Here is a 19,294-nt window from a genome sequence, read left to right as displayed (position 1 = left end):
AGAATAATTTAAAATATTGCAATATATTAAAAAGTGCTAGATTAACTCCAGCACTTTTTAAATTTAATAAATTCTATTTTATTGAATTTGCAATTGTTTCTGCTATAGCTGAAGCTGCACTATCCTGTTGTGACCAGCTTGCACATTTTGCTGCTTCATCTGGATTTGATACAAATCCTAATTCCACTAAAACAGATGGCATTTTTGTATTTCTACATACATATAAATTGCTTTCTTTAGCTCCTCTGTTGTACTGTCCAGTTTTAGCAGCAATAGCATTGTTTATCTTTGCTGCCATGTTCTTGCTTGTTGAAATTTTGCTAGCATTATATGAACCACCAAAACTTGAATCCTGAGACCTATCACTATAGTAAGTCTCAACACCATATGCTGAAGCTGAACCTGCTGAATTATGATGTAAACTTACAAAAAAATCAGCATTTAAGCTATTTGCAAGATTTACCCTGTTTGCAAGGCTTTGAGATACAGCCAGTGTTTCTCTGTCAGATTCATTTCTTGTCATAACAACATTATAGCCATATGCTTCTAATTTAGATTTAAGTTTTACTGCAACCTGCATGTTTAAATCTCTTTCACTGTAAGTAACTCCATTATGATAGCCATATGCTCCATCATCTCCGCCAAAATTATGACCTGGATCTATAACTATAAGCTTTGAACTTCCACCACTTACTCTTTCCCCTCTTTTGCCATCAGGTCCGACTTTCCATCCATCTACTGTTGTATTTCTAGCCATGCTTCCTGATCCTGGTGTAAAGTAATAATAGCTGCCGCTATCCTGTACCCAGCCTTCTGCCATATCTCCATTATTTTTATCCATATAGTACTGCTCACCTTTAACTGCAAGCCATCCTTTAGCCATTATTCCATTAGAGAATAAATAGTACCACTGTCCATTGGGTCTGATCCATCCTGTAAGCATTGCTCCATCACTGTTGAAATAATACCATTCACCACTTATCTGGAACCATCCTGTTCTCATTGCACCACTTACATCAAAGAAATATGTCTTTCCATCAATAGAATTGAAACCTGTAACCATAGAGCCTCCGCCCTGAAGATAGTACCATTTTGCACCATCTTTAAGCCATCCAGTTTTCATTGCGCCACTTGGCTGTAAATAGTACCACCCATATCCTGAATAGAACCATCCTGTTGCCATCATTCCATTACTGTATAGATAGTACCAGTCTTTGTCAGGCTTAATCCATCCTGTTGCCTTTGTTCCATCTGATCTATAATAGTACCATGATCCACCTTCAAATCTCCATCCAATAGTTGATGAAATATTTACTGGATCATTTGTCATAGCAGCTGGTTTATTCACAGGTGGTGCCTGTGGAGCTACTGTATCCTTTGGTGGTTCAACTTTTATAATTTCATTTGAATCACCAGAATTGTTTCCAGAGTTATCATCTGAATCATCTTTGATTTCTTCAGAACCTATTGATACTCCTGCTGACTTTAGTAAATTTCTGTACAGAGAATTTACTTCTTCTCCATATGTAGTACTTGGAGCCCACTTTCCTCCAAGAGAGTTAACTGTTGGTGCTTTTCCTTTGATTGTAACAAAATGTCTTGGATCATATGTATCCTTCTTAGGATATCCATCTGCACCTGCATAAAGTGCTAAATGATCAAGATGCGCCCGTACACCCTCATCCCATGAATTGAATTTCTGATGAGCATTTTTATCATAATCACCGCCACCACTGCTTGTTTTCATTCCACATGGATTGTGATATGTTTCATCAAGAACTCCTCCAAATTTGCCATATCCAGTTTCCTTAGCTGCCTGTACATATGCAATTGCCGGATTAACACCGCCACATTCTTCTGCATATTCAAAATATAAATCTGCCAGATTTATAAATGTCTCTGTTGCACCTTTAGATTTAGCCCAGCTCTTTGCCTGAGCTGCTGTCACTTCTGTTTCAGATACTATATTTATGTCATTTAACGTATTTGCCATGACCTGTACTGAAGGCAGAAATGAAAAAGCAACAAATAAAGCCATTAGAAATGAAGCTAATCTTTCCCTGATCTTCAAAACAGTTTTCCCCCTATCGATTATAAATATATAAAGTATAATTCTGAAGCATTTTGTATTTTCTGCTTCGTTATACTATACAAGTATAACATCTAATTTGGGGACTTTGTACACTTTTTGACAATATATTTTATATTTTATACTAAGAAATATTTTCCTATTTGTATATTGTATTTATTTTTTACTTTTTTTGTATTTTTTGTGTTTTTATCGCATATGATTCATTAACAATATGAATAACTTTCCAAAAATTAACAGGTCAATTGAAATATTTCAATTGACCTGTTTTTATTTAATAATTTTGAGCAACTACTTCTGCTATTGCCTCTGCAACTTTCTTTTGACTTTCTGGATCTGCACATCTTGCTGCTTCTTCAGCATTAGTGATAAATCCAACTTCAACCAATACTGCTGGCATCTTTGTATTTCTACATACAAATAAATTTTGAGATTTTCCACCTCTGTTTGTAAGGTTAAGCTTATTTGCAATATTATTGTTTATCTGCACTGCAAGATTCTTACTTTTTTCAATTCTCTGTGCATCATATTGCCCACCAAATGAAGCATCCGCAGATACTTCACTATAAAGTGTTTCAATACCTTTTGCTGCTGGACTTGCTGAATTGTGATGTATGCTTATAAATAAATCTGCATTTGCATTATTTGCCTTATTTGCTCTATATGCAAGACTTTCATTTAATTTAGAAAATGATGTTTTTTCTCCAAGATTTCTAGTCATTATTACAGTGTATCCCCTATTTTCTAATTCAGTTTTAAGCTTATCTGCCACTTCCATATTAAGAACTGTTTCACTGTATTTTACACCATTTAATTCACTTGATGCACCAGCATCTGCTCCGTAATCATGACCAGCATCCACATAGATGACTTTTCCATTTCCACTATTTGAATTTGATGGAGTATTTTTATCACTATCACTTGAAGATTGTGAATTACTTGAAGCATCCTTGTTTCTTCTCTTTCCATCATTGCCTATTTTATATCCATCAATAGTAGTATTTGTAAGAAGCTTTCCAGTTGACTCTTCAAGATAATATGTATCGCCATTTGATGTAACCCATCCAGTCTGCATTGCACCACTTGAATTTAATAAATACCATGAGCCATCAACTTTAATCCATCCAGATGCCATAGCTCCATTGTCATAAAGATAATAACGGCTGTTTCCATCATTAATCCATCCTGCTGCCATCTCTCCACTTGGATTAAAGTAATACCAATTGTTATTTATCTTCTTCCAGCCAATTTCCATAATACCGCTGTCATTAAATGAATATATTTTTCCATCTATTGATTTAATTCCAGTGACCATTGTTCCATCGCCTTGAAGATAATACCAAACTTGTCCTTCTTTAAACCATCCAAGTTTTAGTCTTCCGCCTGACTGAAGATAAATCCATTTATTATCTATCTTCTTCCAACCTTCATCTTCAACCATTGCACCAGACTCATTTAGATAATAACTGTTATCTCCATCTTTTTGCAAACCAGTTGTCATTATTCCATCTTTATTGAAGAAATACCACTTTGAATCAATTAATTTCCAGCCTTTTGTCATAGCTCCACTATTGCTGAAATAATACCATGATTCATTTTCTTTGTGCCATCCTGTTACCATTTTTCCATCTTCATTGTCTAAATAATACCAGCTAGAATCTGGTTTTATCCATCCAAAAGCCTTTGTTTCATCTGATTTATAATAATACCAGTTTCCATCAATCTGCTTCCATCCAATTGAAGAAACTATATTAGGTGTATCATCTACAGCTTCAGTATTATTGCCAGAATTTGAACCTCCAGTAATTCCAATTACAGATTCAATATTTAAATCTGCAGGTTTTGTTTCCATTGTACCTGGATTTGGCTCTCCTGATGTATCTTTTTCATCTTCCCATACGTTATTCTTATCTTCCTCATCTGATTCATATCCTACTTTTGCATAATCCATAAGATTCATATAAAGCTTTCCTACTTCTTCACCATATGTAGAACTTGGTGCCCACTTTCCTCCAAGTGAATTTGTAGTTGAAGCTCTCCCCTTTATTGTGACAAAATGTCTAGGGTCATAAGTGTTGCTTTTAGGGTATCCATCTGCACCTGCATAAAGTGCTAAATGGTCCATATGGGCTTGTACACCTTCATCCCATGAATTAAATTTTTGGTGAGCATCCTTGTCATAATCACCACCACCAGCTGAAGTCTTCATCCCACATGGATTCTTATAACTCTCATCCAAAACTCCGCCAAATTTTCCATAACCAGTTTCTTTTGCTGCCTGAACATATGCTATTGCTGGATTCACTCCGCCACACTCATCTGCATATTTCCAATAGAGTTTTGCCAAATCTGCAAATGTATCAGTTGCACCTTTTGATTTTGCCCATTTTCTGGCTTCTGCAGCTGTAACCTCAGTATCTGAAATTATTTTAAAATCTGTTACTGCATATGCATTTATAGCAGTAACCATGCTAAGCATCACCATACATATCAATGTAACAATAGTAATCTTTTTTCTAATCTTCAAAATACTCTGCACCTCCCTATCCCCCATTGTAACAAAAAATACTATTTCATTAAAGGAAAAATTTTATCAATTTACAATAGACAATTGATAATGAATAATTCTTAATTATAATAAACCAGCAATCACAATTTCTTATGACTGCTGGTTTAACTATTATTTATTCACTTCCAAATCAAAATCAAAAATACAACTATAAACTCTTTTCCCTGGAAATAACCTTTTATATAAAACTATTCTATTATGAATTTTGAGACTACACTATTTAAATTTTCAACTACATCATTTAATTCCTTCGCTGCTTCATTTACCTTTCCAACAGAAGTTAATTGTTCATTAACAGTAGCAGACACTTCTTCTGTTGCAGCTGCTGATTCCTCACATATAGCAATTACTCCCTGCATAGAATTAATTGCAGTTTCCTTACATTCTTCAATTTCATCAACATTATGAATAAGATTATCCATCTGAACTGTCATATCTTCAAAAGAAACTTGAAGCTTTTCAAACATCTTTTTAGATTCATCCATAGTAATATTTACTTCTTGTATGTTATTAGTTGACTGGCTCATATTTTCTCTTGTATTTGAGATTTCATCGGTTATTTCATTAATGATGACACTTATTTTTTTAGTTGCTTCTGCTGTCTGTTCAGAAAGTTCTCTTATCTGTTCAGCAACAACTCCAAAGCCTTTTCCAGCTTCTCCTGCTCTTGCTGCTTCTATTGCTGCATTTAAAGCCAAAAGGTTAGTTTCTTCAGAAATACTATCTATTGTTAAAATAATTTCATTTATCAATGTTGATTTTTCTGATAGTAGTTGTACACTTTCACTTGTTTTAAATCCTATATCTGTAGTCAATTTAATCTTGTTTATAAGATCATTAACAGAAACAATTACCTTATCATTTTCATTTCTAGACTTGTCAAAATTCTCTTTAAAAACTTTTATTATAGATATTATCTTTTCAATGTTATTGCTTAATGCTTCTAATTTATCAGCACTAACCTGCGCATCTGATTCTTGTTGCTGTGCTGCTTTTGCTAATTCTGTAACTGACATATCTATTGCTTCTGCAGATTCCTCAAGAAGCTTTGTAGTTGAATTTAATTTGTCTGAATTACCATACACTTCAACTGATGCTGATTTTATCTCTGTCAAAACATCTTTTACAACTTTTCTTAAACTCAAAACTGCTTTTCCTATTATTCCTGTTTCATCTTTATAATCATTAATCTTTGAATACTTTTCATCTTCTCTAAAATCAAGACCAGATGTAACATTTACAAGTTCTGTAATAAATGCAATAGGATTGCTTATTTTCTTACCCAATATGAATGCTAAAACTGATACTATAATACAAACTAAAACTGTCAATACTACAGACGTGAATATGCTTGTATTAATTTCTTTAAATATGTCACTCTCTTGAACTGTTATAACCATAATATTTCCATTTTTTAATTTTGAATATGCAAGAAGATTCTTTTCTCCATTATTATAATATGTTATTCCTTCATCTTTAGATAAAACGTCTATCCCTGGTATAACATCACTAACATTTTCTTCATTAGTATGGTCATTACCAATAAGATAATTACCTTTTTCATTTAATAAGAATGCATGACCATTATCAAATACTGATATATTATGTACAAGATCTACGTAATTATCAAAGAATAAATCTATAGCAATAACTCCTAATAATATATTATTATCGTTGTATATAGGTTTTGTAAAAGAAATCCTAGCAGAATTTGAAAAAACATCTACATGTACATCACTCCATACACCATTTTCAGATTTTAATACATTATAATACCATTCCATATCTGGATTGCCTTCATAAAATTGTTCCTTAACGAATTTATCAACTTTTTTTACATCTTCATTTCTTGCTGCTCTTTCATATATTACTTGATTAGCATTTTGAGTTATCTCAGGATTTATAACCAAAGCGCATCCCATCATATCGCTATCTTCTTCTAAAATTGTTCTTATATATGAATTTAATCCATTAGTATAATTAGCAATATATGTGTCTGATGAATCTAACTGGTTCACATCCAAAGTTGTTTTAAGTAAAGTACCAATATTATCTGTATAATCCTGTGTTTTTATTAATTCTTCATTTATTTTACTAGCATTATCTCTCGAAAGTTCTAACATTATATCTTCTGCCTGACTTTTAAAAGTCTTTTGAGTAATAATTGTAAATGAAGTTGTTATTACTATTGATGTTACTAAACAAAAAAATACGATTGAAGAAATTATTTTAGTAAAAATTTTTTTCATAGTTTGTCTCCCCCTGTAATTTAAACTTATTATAAATCTCAAACAGATTATTTATTACTTTTGCATATATACTTTATGTCAAACATAATAATTTTTACTTGATATATTTTTACAAAAAAACAAATCTTTTTTATGAAATTTCAAATACATAATAAATTTATACTTTTTAAGAAATATATCCCTAATAATTTTAAAAAATCACAGACACATTCTTTTAAAAAAATACATTTTTTTAATAAAGAAAATTTCTTATCATTTCATTTTTATATATAAATAGTTTTCTATAAAAATGCCAAATTTAATAAATTTCAAAATTCTTTAAACTGTCAAATTCTATAGTTTTACATTTAATATAGATATAATTGCTGTTAATGCTTGTACCGTTATCTGTTATTAATGTTTTTGTCAGCTCAGCAATATTTCCCTTAAATTTACTGTCATCAATTTCATAAAGGTTTTCTATATTTTCAGTGCTTAAACCAGCACCTGATAAATCATCTCCAACAATGCTGCTTCCATATGATTCCTTATCTAATTTAAATATGAGTGATATATTATGATATATTAATAGTAGTGTTTAATCTTAATACTAAGTGTATTGTATCTTCTTTTTGTATATTTAATCAGATAAAATTTTCCCTTCCTCAATTCCATATTTAGTAAATTTCCAAATTTAGAATCTATTAAATCGGCATTTTTTTAACAATCTTAATATATATATCATAATTATAAATTTATATAGTTAAAATCAACATACAATATACAAAACTTTCTTTGATATACCATATGTTGATTAATTTTTGAGATCCATACTAATGTGAAAAAACCTCTATTGTGTAGTTTTATTGTTAGAATATATATATTTCAATAATAAAACTATATAATAATTAAAGAAATCTTGAAAAGTTGTCATCCTTCATTATCAGTTGTACATTGTCAATTAAAACAAAGAATCTAATCTTCATTTTTACCAACTGATGACAATACAAGACCACTGTTATGATCTAAAGCCCAGCTTATACCCCAGTCATTCTGGAATATAAGAATATTTCTATCTCTCATATCCTTAACCTTCTTAGTATCTGAAGTTAAGTTTAATGAATCCATATCAATGTTCTGGTCTTCAATCCATCTTACATATCTGTAATCAAGTCTTTCCATTTTTATATCAACATTATATTCACTCTTTAATCTGTATTCTAAAACTTCAAATTGAAGAACACCAACAACACCAACAATGATTTCTTCCATACCAATGTGTATTTCTTTAAATACCTGAATTGCACCTTCTTGTGCAATTTGAGTACAGCCCTTTACAAACTGTTTTCTCTTCATTGTATCTACAGGTCTTACTCTTGCAAAATGTTCAGGAGCAAATGTTGGAATACCCTCAAATTTAAATTTTTTCGATGGTGAGCATAATGTATCTCCTATTGAGAATATACCTGGGTCAAACACACCAATAATATCTCCTGCATAAGCCTCTTCAACAATTTCCCTGTCCTGAGCCATAAACTGCTGTGGCTGAGCAAGCTTTATCTTTTTGCCACCTTGAACATGATAAACATCTTCACCTTTGTTGAATTTACCTGAACAGATTCTCATGAATGCAATTCTGTCTCTGTGGGCTTTGTTCATATTTGCCTGTATTTTAAATACAAAAGCAGAGAATTTATCATCAAATGGATCTATATCTCCAATTGTAGAATGTCTTGCAAGTGGAGCTGTTGTCATTTCTAAGAAATGTTCAAGGAATGGTTCAACACCAAAGTTAGTTAAAGCTGAACCAAAAAATACTGGTGTAAGTTCACCATTTCTTACAGCTTCCAAATCAAGTTCATCACCAGCAATATCAAGAAGTTCAATATCTTCCATCAATTTTTCATGAAGGGCATCTCCTAAAATTTCTCTGAATTTTGGATCATCTGGAGTACCTTCAATGGCTTCAACTTCGTTCTGTCCATGATTTCCGCCATTAAATGCTATAATTCTGTTATTATCTCTTTCATAAACACCTTTAAAGTCCTTACCTGAACCTATAGGCCAGTTCATTGGATAAGTCTTTATTCCAAGTTCATTTTCGATTTCATCAAGAAGTTCAAATGGATCTCTTGCTTCTCTATCCATCTTATTTATAAATGTAAAAATAGGCATTTCTCTAAGAGATGCAACTTGGAACAGCTTTCTTGTCTGGTCTTCTATACCCTTTGCAGCATCTACAACCATAACAGCTGAGTCAGCAGCCATAAGAGTTCTATATGTATCTTCTGAGAAGTCCTGATGTCCAGGAGTATCTAGTATGTTTATGCAGTGATCATTATAATTAAACTGCATAACAGAAGAAGTAACAGAAATACCTCTCTGTTTTTCAATTTCCATCCAGTCAGAAACAGCATGTCTTGATGCCTTTCTAGCTTTAACAGAACCTGCAAGTCTGATTGCTCCTCCATATAAAAGGAATTTCTCTGTTAATGTAGTTTTACCTGCATCGGGATGGGAAATAATTGCAAAGGTTCTTCTTTTCTCAATTTCTTTTATATAATCAGCCAAAGTTACAACCTCCATTATTAACAATTGACAATTGACGATTAACAATTGTCACTGCAAAATCTAAGTTCTTTATATTTTTTAATTTATAGATATAATTGTCACAACATATATCAATTTTAACTAAACTATTATAACATATATATCTTACAATTAACAATGTACAATTAACAATTGTCAATTAAAGATGAAACCCTTGCAAGACTTCTTTGATTGTTATGTACCTTATATTATTCAGGACACATATATATTGCAATATTAAAATAAAATTTAATATCCATCTTATATTACCTATTGTTCTATGTTTTGCATTGGATAAAAAAATAATAATATAAGGGACTGCTACACAATTGTACATGCAATCCCTTATATCACACCTTATATAATGTATCCTGCTGATTTATTACCTGTATCTATAAATTAAATTTTATATCTAATTCTAAATACATATCATACACTATTAACTACACACCATAAATTTTTCTCATATGGTAATTCATTCTTAAATTTAATCAATAAATTCTGCAAACAACACATTGCACATTTGCTCATGTTCAACTTAACTGTCAATCATCCCTTGTCAATTGTAATTATTGTATAATTACCTTCATTTCTTTATAAACTCTAGAACCATCATTTGCAGCTGCTTTTACAATTACAGTTCCAGCCTTAACTGCTGTAAGAGTACCATTTGATGATATTTTAGCTTCACCCTTAGTTCCATTCACACCATTCTTAACACTCCATGTAATTTTAGTATTTGTAGCATTGCTTGGTGATATCTTTCTTGTAAACTGAAGTGTATCTCCAACAGATACTGTAGGTGTACCTGTTCCATCATCATTATTACTGCTGTTTTTGTCAACAACATATTTTATTGTTATGCCTGTTACCTTTATATTTTCTTCTTCTTCTTCTTTTTCTTCTATTTCACTCCATTGAGCATATAAAGTTAAATCGCCTTTTAATTGTATCTTATCTCCAGCATCATAACTTGTGCCATTACCATTTTTCTTAGTATTCCACTCTATAAATTCATATCCATTCTTTTCTGGTTCATACAATACTATATCTGCTGAAGATTTGCTTATATCGCACTCCACTTTCTTTGTAATTATAGCATCACCATCATCATCTTTATAATATACTCTGAATTCCTTTCTAGCTCTTTCTCCAACATCAAGAGGAATTTCTGTATTCATTTCAATACCAGGAGTTGCTATTTGAGATGGTACATATGGCTGTACTGGATTTCCATAGTAATCATATGCTTTCAAAGGTGTTGGTACTTCAGTACCAACACATGATCCATCAGGTCCAAAATAATACATTTTAGCACCAATTACAACAGAACCTGTTTGCATTTGTCCGCTAGGAGCAAGAATATATATCTTTCCATTAACCTGAATAACACCTGTCTGCATCATTCCTGATTGATCAAGATAATAATAATATCCTCCATCATTAATCCATCCTGTCTGCATCATTCCATTTGAATCAAAATAGTACCATATTTCACCAACCTGTTTCCATCCAGTAGCAAGATATCCTCCATTATCATATGCCCATCTCCCATAATAATTCAACCATGCTGCTTCTGCCTTCAAAGGAGATACTGATAGAATTGTTGTGGCAGTCAATGCTGTTACTAATAAATTTGTTATGAATTTCTTTTTCATATCCATTCTCCTTTTCAATTAATTGTTTCCTGTTGTCTGTGTTGAACCTGTTCCTGTCTGTTCTGGTGGAGTTGGTTCATTTATAAGATTTATTTTAAATTCTTTTGATTTTTCTGTAATATTTCCATTTGAAGATTTGTAATATGGAGTTACAAGTACAAATGCATCACTTGGAATATCTTCACTTCCTATATCTCTTGTTATAGTCACTATTCCTGAATTAACACTTACTTTTACTAAGCTGGTATTTACAGGTTCTGCTTTCCATAGTATAAAATCATTATAATCCTGATTATTTTCATTTCCATTAACTACGGCTTTCAATTCTACTGTCTTTGTATTTTTTCCTGATTCTGAACCTAAAGTTACTGATGCACCACTAGCTGATGATGAATCCTTTAAACGAGCTTCTACTGATGTTATTTCATCTAATACTTTTATCTTATTTGTTTTCTTAGAATATCCATCTGCTTCTGCTTTTATAACCACATCCCCAACAGTTGTAGATACAAATTTTTGAGTTGAAACATTACCATTTACTTTAGGGTTTCCATCTGGTGAAAGTTTTCCTGCTGATCCACTTACATTGCTCCATTCAACATTATCTCCACTCATATAAGTAGGGAATAATCTTGCAGTTATATTAATAGGTTCATTTATTAAAACTTTATTATTTACTGCATCATTGCTAAATGTAATATCATCAATTACATCATTAACATTTATAATGCATTGCTGAGACAAATCATCTACAGTTACCTTTACAGTTATTGTTGAAGTTTCTTTTGAAAGCTTTTTATTTGCTTTTATTATCAATTTATTTTTATTTGATGGATCTTCTGAATAGCTGATAACAGAAGTATCTCCATAAACTGACCATTTAACATTTGTAGCTGTTGGTACCTCAGTACTTTCTTGTCCATTCTCATCTTTCTTCATACCTATTTCTGCAATTAAAGTTATCTCGTCACCTTTCTTAATATCAACCTGACTTGCTGTTGTTACAGTACTTCCAGTAGTCTGAACATTTAAATCAAGTTTAGTTGCTTTGACATACTGATTTGAAATTGCAATATCATAATAACCAACTACTTTTTTATTATCTTCAGCTATTGCATAAACCCTTACTTTACCATTTTTCAATCCAGTTACAACAGCTGTTTTAGTTGAAGGATTAATTCTTGCCTTATCACATGATGTTGTAATGGTTACAGCACTTCCAGTTGTTACAGGAGCCTTATTTTCATCATCAGTTATATCTTCTATTGACCATTTAACAGAAGTTGTATCAACTTCAGCATCTACAGTAGTAGTATTAGGTTTTACAAATAGAGCACTTAATGCCAACTTTCCTGTATTTTGTTTAATTTCATGAGAATCTCCAGTTATATAAATTGCTTCAGCATCTTTTACTGCTGTAAGAGTTGTCTTTCCAACTATGCTGCTGTCAATTTTGCTTGTAGCTGTGATTTCAATCTTTCCTTTAGCATTTGGTTTTAACGTCATTGTATTTCCAGACTCAGATACAATATCTGCTGGTTCTCCAGTCTTAGGTCCAGTTGTATATTTAGCAGTCCATGTAACATCAGTATTTTGTGCATCATCAGGATAAGCTTTTGCTGTTATTACTATAGGTTCACCCACAGAAATCTTCTTCTTATTTCCTTCTGCTGAAACTGTTAACTTCTTAACTTTTACAGTCTGATTAGAAATCTGTATTGTCAATACATTACTGTTTATTCCAGAACCATCTTTTGCAGAAGCCTGTACCTTAACTGTTCCATCTGCAATAGCTTTTAATGTACCATCTTCACTTATAGATGCATAACTGCTTCCTTCAATAACTTTCCACTTAACAGAAGAAGTACTTGCTTCTTTTGGAGTTACATCAGCTGTTATCTTTAATGTTCCTCCATCAGTTGTTATCTTATCAGAATCAGCTTTAATTGTTATTCCAGTAACAAGAGTCTTAGCATCAACTACATTGAATTCCTTAGTAGCACTCATCTTAGAACCATCAGCAGCCTCAGCTTTTACAATTACCTTACCCTTTGCAACACCTCTCAATACACCATCAGAATCTATAGTTGCACTTCCAACGTTATCGCCAGTTGCAGATTCAATACTCCACTTAACCTTTGTATTAGTTGCATTGCTTGGAGTCACATCTGCTGTCAATTGAATTGTCTTTCCAATTTCAACTTCAGAATCTCCACTGATAGTAATACCTGTAACTTCAGTCTTCTCTTCTGCTTCACTCCATATAGCATATAATGTTAAATCTTTAGTAATTTTTATCTTTTCATCATCATCATAGCTCTTTCCAGAACCATCCCTCTTAGTATTCCATTCAATAAAGTTTCTGTCTTGATCAGTTTCATCATCAGGTTCATATGTTTTAACTGTATCTCCATCTGTAACTTTCTTATCCTTAAGCTGCTGACCATTTTCATCTCTAAATGTAACAGTAAACTTCTGCTTTGGTTCTTCATAGTCACCAATTTCACTTTGATCTTCAATAACATTGTCAAATTTAGAACCATCTGGCTTTATTATTGCAGATGTGTCTGTAGATTTATTCTGTTGAATACAATTATTAAACTGATCAAATATCTTGTCAGGAACAATATCGCTGTTTCCAACAACAGCTCCATCACTTCCTAGTGTGTAGAATTGCCCATTGATTATAATGCTTCCTTTTCTCATAACACCATTATTTGAAAAACTATAGACTTTTCCATTGATTTGAATAGTTCCTATCTGCATTATTCCTGCTGAATCAGAATAATACCAGTCTCCATTATAATTAATCCATCCTGTCTTCAAGGCTCCATTTTCATCAAGATAGTACCATGAATCACCATACTGAATCCATCCCTTCTGCATTATTCCTGAACCATTGAAATAATATACAGTTCCATCAATATTTCTCCATCCAACTGCATAATTATTATTTTCATAGAAATAATAATTTCCAGCATTATCACTTAACCATGTTGCTGCATAAGAAGCAGTTGGAAGTGATGCTAAAGTACCTGTTATTGCTGCGTAACATATAAGTTTCTTTACAAAATCACGTTTCATGCTTGTCCCCCTATTTTTCTATAATTTATAATTATTTTTCTTTTCACAATCTATATCTTTCAATGTACAATTAACAATTTACAATGAAGGATTAAGTCTTTTCAAAATTTTTTTAATTATCTTAGTCTTATTATCAAAATGTAAGTTTACAAGTTATTTACATATATTTTTAACAATTAAAACTAAAATTTAATTTTGAAAATATAATTTTTTATAGAATAAAAATGAATTTTGTTCATTTTCAATAAATTGTCCCCTGTCAATTGTCCATTAATCTTATATATATATATTTACATAATATTGTTATAATTTTGAGTACTTTATTTTTTAATTACTACTATTTATTATCGTTTTAAATAAATTTTACTAAATAGGATTAAATGTAAAAACAAAAATATGCTTCACTTGCAGAGACATTTTTTTATTTTTCGTCCTGCAAATGAAACATATTAGAATTCATACATTTCAATGTACAATTGACAATTTACAATTAAGGATGAAGTCTTTTCAAGATTTCTCCTGTATCTTTACTTTAACATATGTCAGATAAATTCCAGATGTAATCGTAATATTGTAATACACCTAATGCATATATTAAAAATTAATCCAAAATATTTTTTAATAATGAATAATTACACAATTCAAAGAATTCTCTAAAAATTTCATATTCAATTTCAGACTATTAAATAAGTCTTCCATCACTTCCAAAATTATATTTTACACCATCAATATATCTTGATTTTGTAAGCATATATCCATTTACATTAAAATAGTACCAGCTTCCGTTACTGTATACCCATTCATTTTTCTTCATCTTTCCAGTATTATCATCCATGTAACACCAATTATCTCCAGAAGGCACCCAGCCTGTCTTCATTGCACCTGTTGAATCAGAATAATACCAGCTTCCATCTGCTCTGAACCATCCTGTTTCCATTGCACATGAATTTTCTCTGAAATAATACCATTTACCATTAATGCAAATCCAGTCATTAGCTGCCTTTCCACTGTCAGTTAAATAGTACCACTTTTCCTTTGACAATTTCCATCTTGAATTTTCCATAATTCCAGTGGTTTCATTAAAATAATACCAGCTATCATCTATCTTAAGCCAGTTTGATGCTCTCTTTCCATCACTTTTAACATAGTAATAATTTCCATTGTCATTTATCCATTCAGATTTCTTTACTGGTCCTTCATCACTCAAAAAATACCAATCGTCTCCATCCTGTACCCACTGAAGGAACAGTTGTCTTCCTGTTTTTTCATCAAAATAGCATCTCTTTCCATCAACAATCTGCCACCCTGTTTCCATTGCTCCATCAATTCTGTTAAAATAATATGTTTTTCCATCTATTTTCTGAACACCTTTTAGACTTATTCCATCTTCATCATAATAATAGATGTATCCATCTCTTTTTCCCCATCCTTCATCATTGTCAAATCTGTCAAAGACTTTATCCCATGCATCATCTATATCATCAGATTTATCTTTTATAGAATCTGAAAGCTTATCCATAGCATCTGCCAAATCGCCAGTAATATCGGTTATATCATCTATCTTGCCTGTTATTTTATCTGTTATGTTTCCAATTATACTGCCTATTTGTCCATTTTGAAGTATATCTTTTATAATCTGATTAAGTTTTTCTTTTATCTTATTTCTTATTTCTTCTTTAATAGATTCATTTAAATCAGATACATTTTGTCCAGATACATATATAGGTTCTCCATTATTAGACTGCATTATTGCTGCTCCAATTGTTCCTCCAACAAAAAAGCCTTTATCTATAACCTGTCCGTCTTTTGATGCTGTATAAGGGTATATAAGTGCTTTTTCATTATTAGCACTCTTTATTATTGCAGAAACCTGCAGAATTACTTTATCTCTTACTGCATCTATTTGTTCATGAGTCATGTTATTTACAGTTTCTTCTGGATATCCGATTTTTATAAGCATTTTCTTTACAAACTTGTCATCTTTACATAAAATGTTTGCTATCTTATCTGCATCTTCATTCCTAATTTGAATATCTAGTTCAAATGGTTCTCGGTCAACAGTCACTTTAGACCCTTCACCATATTTATTTTCTAAATAGCTGATTATTTTTTGTTCTATAGCCTTATCCAATGCATTGCTGCTTTTTACAAAACTCCATATTGATTCTGTTTTATCTGATGCATGAGCTGTTATCATCTGACATGGCATAGCTGCTGATACAACTGCGGCTAATGCAATAACTGCTGTTAAACTTTTTACTCTTTTTATCATTATTAATCCCTCCCAGAAACTTTAATTTCAATGGCCAATTGACAATGAATTATAAAATCCTCACTGGATTTTCTTTATATTTCTATTTGAAAATTCAATTACACATCGTAACATCTTAGCTTATATATAGAAATATAAAGTCTAAAAAAACAATTCATTCTAAATTGTACATTACTAATTATAATAATATTATATAACATTTATACTGATTAGTACAAAAAATATATAAAATTTTTATAAAAAAATTCAAAATAGAACTAAAACAGGGACCTGATTAGAATATTCCAATCAGCCCCCTGTTTTTTCATATTTAAAGATTAAAGTGAATCAAGATTTATCCATCTTCCATCAAGGAATAACATACCAGTCTTCATAGCACCCTTAGAATCGAAATAATAAGTTCTGTTGCCTATTGTCTGCCATCCAGTTACCATTCTTCCTGAATATTCAAAGTAGTACCAAGTCTTTCCGTTATATAGCCATCCTGTTCTCATGCTTCCATCATCGTCTAAATAGTATTTATTCTTATCATAAGTTATCCATCCTTTCTGCATAACTCCATGATCATCTAAGTAATACCATTTTCCTAAATATAATGTCCATCCTGTCTGTAAATGACCTGAATCATTAAAGAAATACCATTTTCCATCAAGCTGAGCCCATTCATTTCTAGCCATTGGACCATTTTCTCTGAAATAATACCAGTATCCTGTGTTATGAATCCATCCATGGCACATTATTCCATTTTCATCAAGGAAATACCATTGTCCACCATCATATAGCCATTTATCTTTATCCAAGTATCCATTAACATCTACATGATACCATTGATTATCATATTTAACCCATTGATTTTTTGCAGGAATTCCCTGACTGTTGTAGAACATCCATTCACCTGCAACAAGAACCCAGTCATCTAATGTTCCCTGAACTCTGTCTCTTATTATACTTAAAACATAATTAGTTGTTGTTTTTCCATCTTCTGCTATTACTTTAACAGTTATATTATTTGCACCAAGATTTAATTTTATCTTATCAGATTGTTGTCCAGTTTGATATTGAACACCATTAATTTCAACCTTAGCCTTTTCATTCTGTGCTTCGAATTTTATTCTTACTTGTTCAACACTTCTTGGAACTTTAACACTGTAAGCATATATTTCAGGGTCAAATTTTGGCGTAAATGTTCCATCTGTAACAGTAAGACTGCTCAAATTAACATTGTTTTTCGAATATTTTCTAGTTACCATCAATGTATATGTGTTTTCTTCACCTTTACTATCAGTAACTGTAACATCTATTACATTTCCACCTTCATCAAGACTTATGAATGCTGAAGTTGCTCCACTTGGAACTTTCTTTCCATTTACCTTTATTGTTGCATTTGCATCTTCTGCTGTTGGTGTAACTGTTATAGAACTTACTGAATTTTCTACCACTACTGCATATTCATAAACTTCTTTATTAAATGCTGGTGATAATTTTCCCGAAGATACTCTTAAACCTTTTAAATTAGCACTTCTGAATTTTTCTGTTCTTGTTACAACTACAGTATATACTGTAGTATCACCATCTTTAGTCTTTACTGTTATAGGAATTTTATTTTCTCCTTCATCAAGTTTGATATCCTGACTTTTCTTTCCGCTTGCAATAGTAACATTCTTTACCTTTATAGTAGTAGAATTATCTACTGCTACTGGTGTAAATGCTATTTTGTCTGTAGCTTCTGGGACTGTAATTGTATATTCTGTCTCATCAGAATTAAATGATGGAGAAAGACTTCCTGTAGATGGAGTAAGGGATTTAAGTTTTGCTTCTCCCTTTTTATCAATTATCAATGTGTATACTTTTGAATAACCTGCACTTGTTACTGTCAATTCAATTTCATTTTCTCCACCAATTAAATTAACAGTCTTATTTGTTCCACCATTAACTTTAAAATTCATTAAAGTATTAGTAGAATCAAGCATTTCTATTTTTGCTTTTGAAGCAGTTGAATCTAATTGATATACTCCATCTTCATCACACTCATCATATCCAAGTGTAACAGGATCTTCATTATCAAATGTTACTCTTAATCTGCTGAATTCCAAAGATGAATCCATATTAAATTCAATTCTTACATCATATGTTGAAACTTCCCCTTCAGGATTCTTCAATTTAACAGTAAGTTTAAAATCACTATAATCTTTTATGTTAGTGATTCTGAAAATATTACTATTTCCCTGCTTAGATTTGTTTATTCTGACCTTACTGTTACTAGCTTTTACATCTTCTATATTATATCCTGCTTCTGGAGCTATAACATAAGAATCAGATAAAGTTACAGATCTTATTACATAATTGTCATTAGAATCTTTATCTATTTCTTTAGTTCTTCCACCATCCAAATCCCCGATTATAAACTTTAAACCAGGTATTTGTGTTTCTGCTTTTGCCGGCTTTATCTGCCCAAACTGCATAAAACTAAAAGCCATTGCAAATACAAGCAGATACGAAAAAATTCTTTTAAAGTTTAGCCTTTTTTCCATTAAGTACTCCTCCCAATTATAATCTCAAAAATATATAAATATGTAAACAAGCAATTATACAACTGCTTGGACACTTATATAACATACTTAAAATTATATATACATTCTAATAATAAAGCTACATAATAATTGAATAAATCTCTAAAAATTTTATTCTAATTATAATTTTATACAATTTTATATTGCCAACATAAATTATTAATGCTAGAACATATATCTAAATCTTACATTATATATATACACAATATTTATCGTACATTTAGTACTATTTTTG

At 31.2% G+C, this 19,294-nt stretch carries 8 protein-coding genes; all 8 read right to left on the bottom strand.

From position 1 onward, the window contains the following. Nucleotides 1-73: 73 nt before the first annotated feature. Entirely contained in the window at nucleotides 74-2,071 is a 1,998-nt protein-coding gene (locus Q0F58_RS04480) for an N-acetylmuramoyl-L-alanine amidase (RefSeq protein ID WP_294373049.1), read from the bottom strand. A gap of 292 nt (nucleotides 2,072-2,363) precedes the next feature. Next, the gene (locus Q0F58_RS04475) at nucleotides 2,364-4,574 is read right to left on the bottom strand and encodes an N-acetylmuramoyl-L-alanine amidase (RefSeq protein WP_294373067.1); all 2,211 of its coding nucleotides are present in this window, start codon (nucleotides 4,572-4,574) and stop codon (nucleotides 2,364-2,366) included. Nucleotides 4,575-4,846: 272 nt separating this feature from the next. After that, nucleotides 4,847-6,907: a methyl-accepting chemotaxis protein gene (locus Q0F58_RS04470; protein WP_294373047.1), complete on the bottom strand. Its 2,061-nt coding sequence runs from the start codon at nucleotides 6,905-6,907 to the stop codon at nucleotides 4,847-4,849. Nucleotides 6,908-7,861: 954 nt separating this feature from the next. Beyond that, a complete protein-coding gene (locus Q0F58_RS04465) occupies nucleotides 7,862-9,457 on the bottom strand; it encodes a peptide chain release factor 3 (protein WP_294373046.1) in 1,596 nt (531 codons plus the stop codon). Nucleotides 9,458-10,044: 587 nt separating this feature from the next. After that, nucleotides 10,045-11,133, bottom strand: a complete 1,089-nt coding sequence (locus Q0F58_RS04460; RefSeq protein WP_294373044.1) for an InlB B-repeat-containing protein — start codon at nucleotides 11,131-11,133, stop codon at nucleotides 10,045-10,047. Between the two features lie 18 nt (nucleotides 11,134-11,151). Next, a complete protein-coding gene (locus tag Q0F58_RS04455) occupies nucleotides 11,152-14,217 on the bottom strand; it encodes an Ig-like domain-containing protein (RefSeq protein ID WP_294373043.1) in 3,066 nt (1,021 codons plus the stop codon). 682 nt (nucleotides 14,218-14,899) lie between these two features. Next, nucleotides 14,900-16,489, bottom strand: coding sequence for an N-acetylmuramoyl-L-alanine amidase family protein (locus Q0F58_RS04450; RefSeq protein ID WP_294373041.1), 1,590 nt, complete (start codon nucleotides 16,487-16,489; stop codon nucleotides 14,900-14,902). 317 nt (nucleotides 16,490-16,806) lie between these two features. Then, complete coding sequence (locus tag Q0F58_RS04445) at nucleotides 16,807-19,020, bottom strand: cadherin-like beta sandwich domain-containing protein (protein WP_294373038.1); 2,214 nt, start codon at nucleotides 19,018-19,020, stop codon at nucleotides 16,807-16,809. Nucleotides 19,021-19,294: the final 274 nt, after the last annotated feature.

Origin of the sequence: uncultured Clostridium sp. (genome assembly GCF_934754915.1) — a bacterium.
GTDB lineage: Bacteria > Bacillota > Clostridia > Clostridiales > Clostridiaceae > Clostridium.
This window is presented reverse-complemented; position numbering and strand designations above follow the sequence as displayed.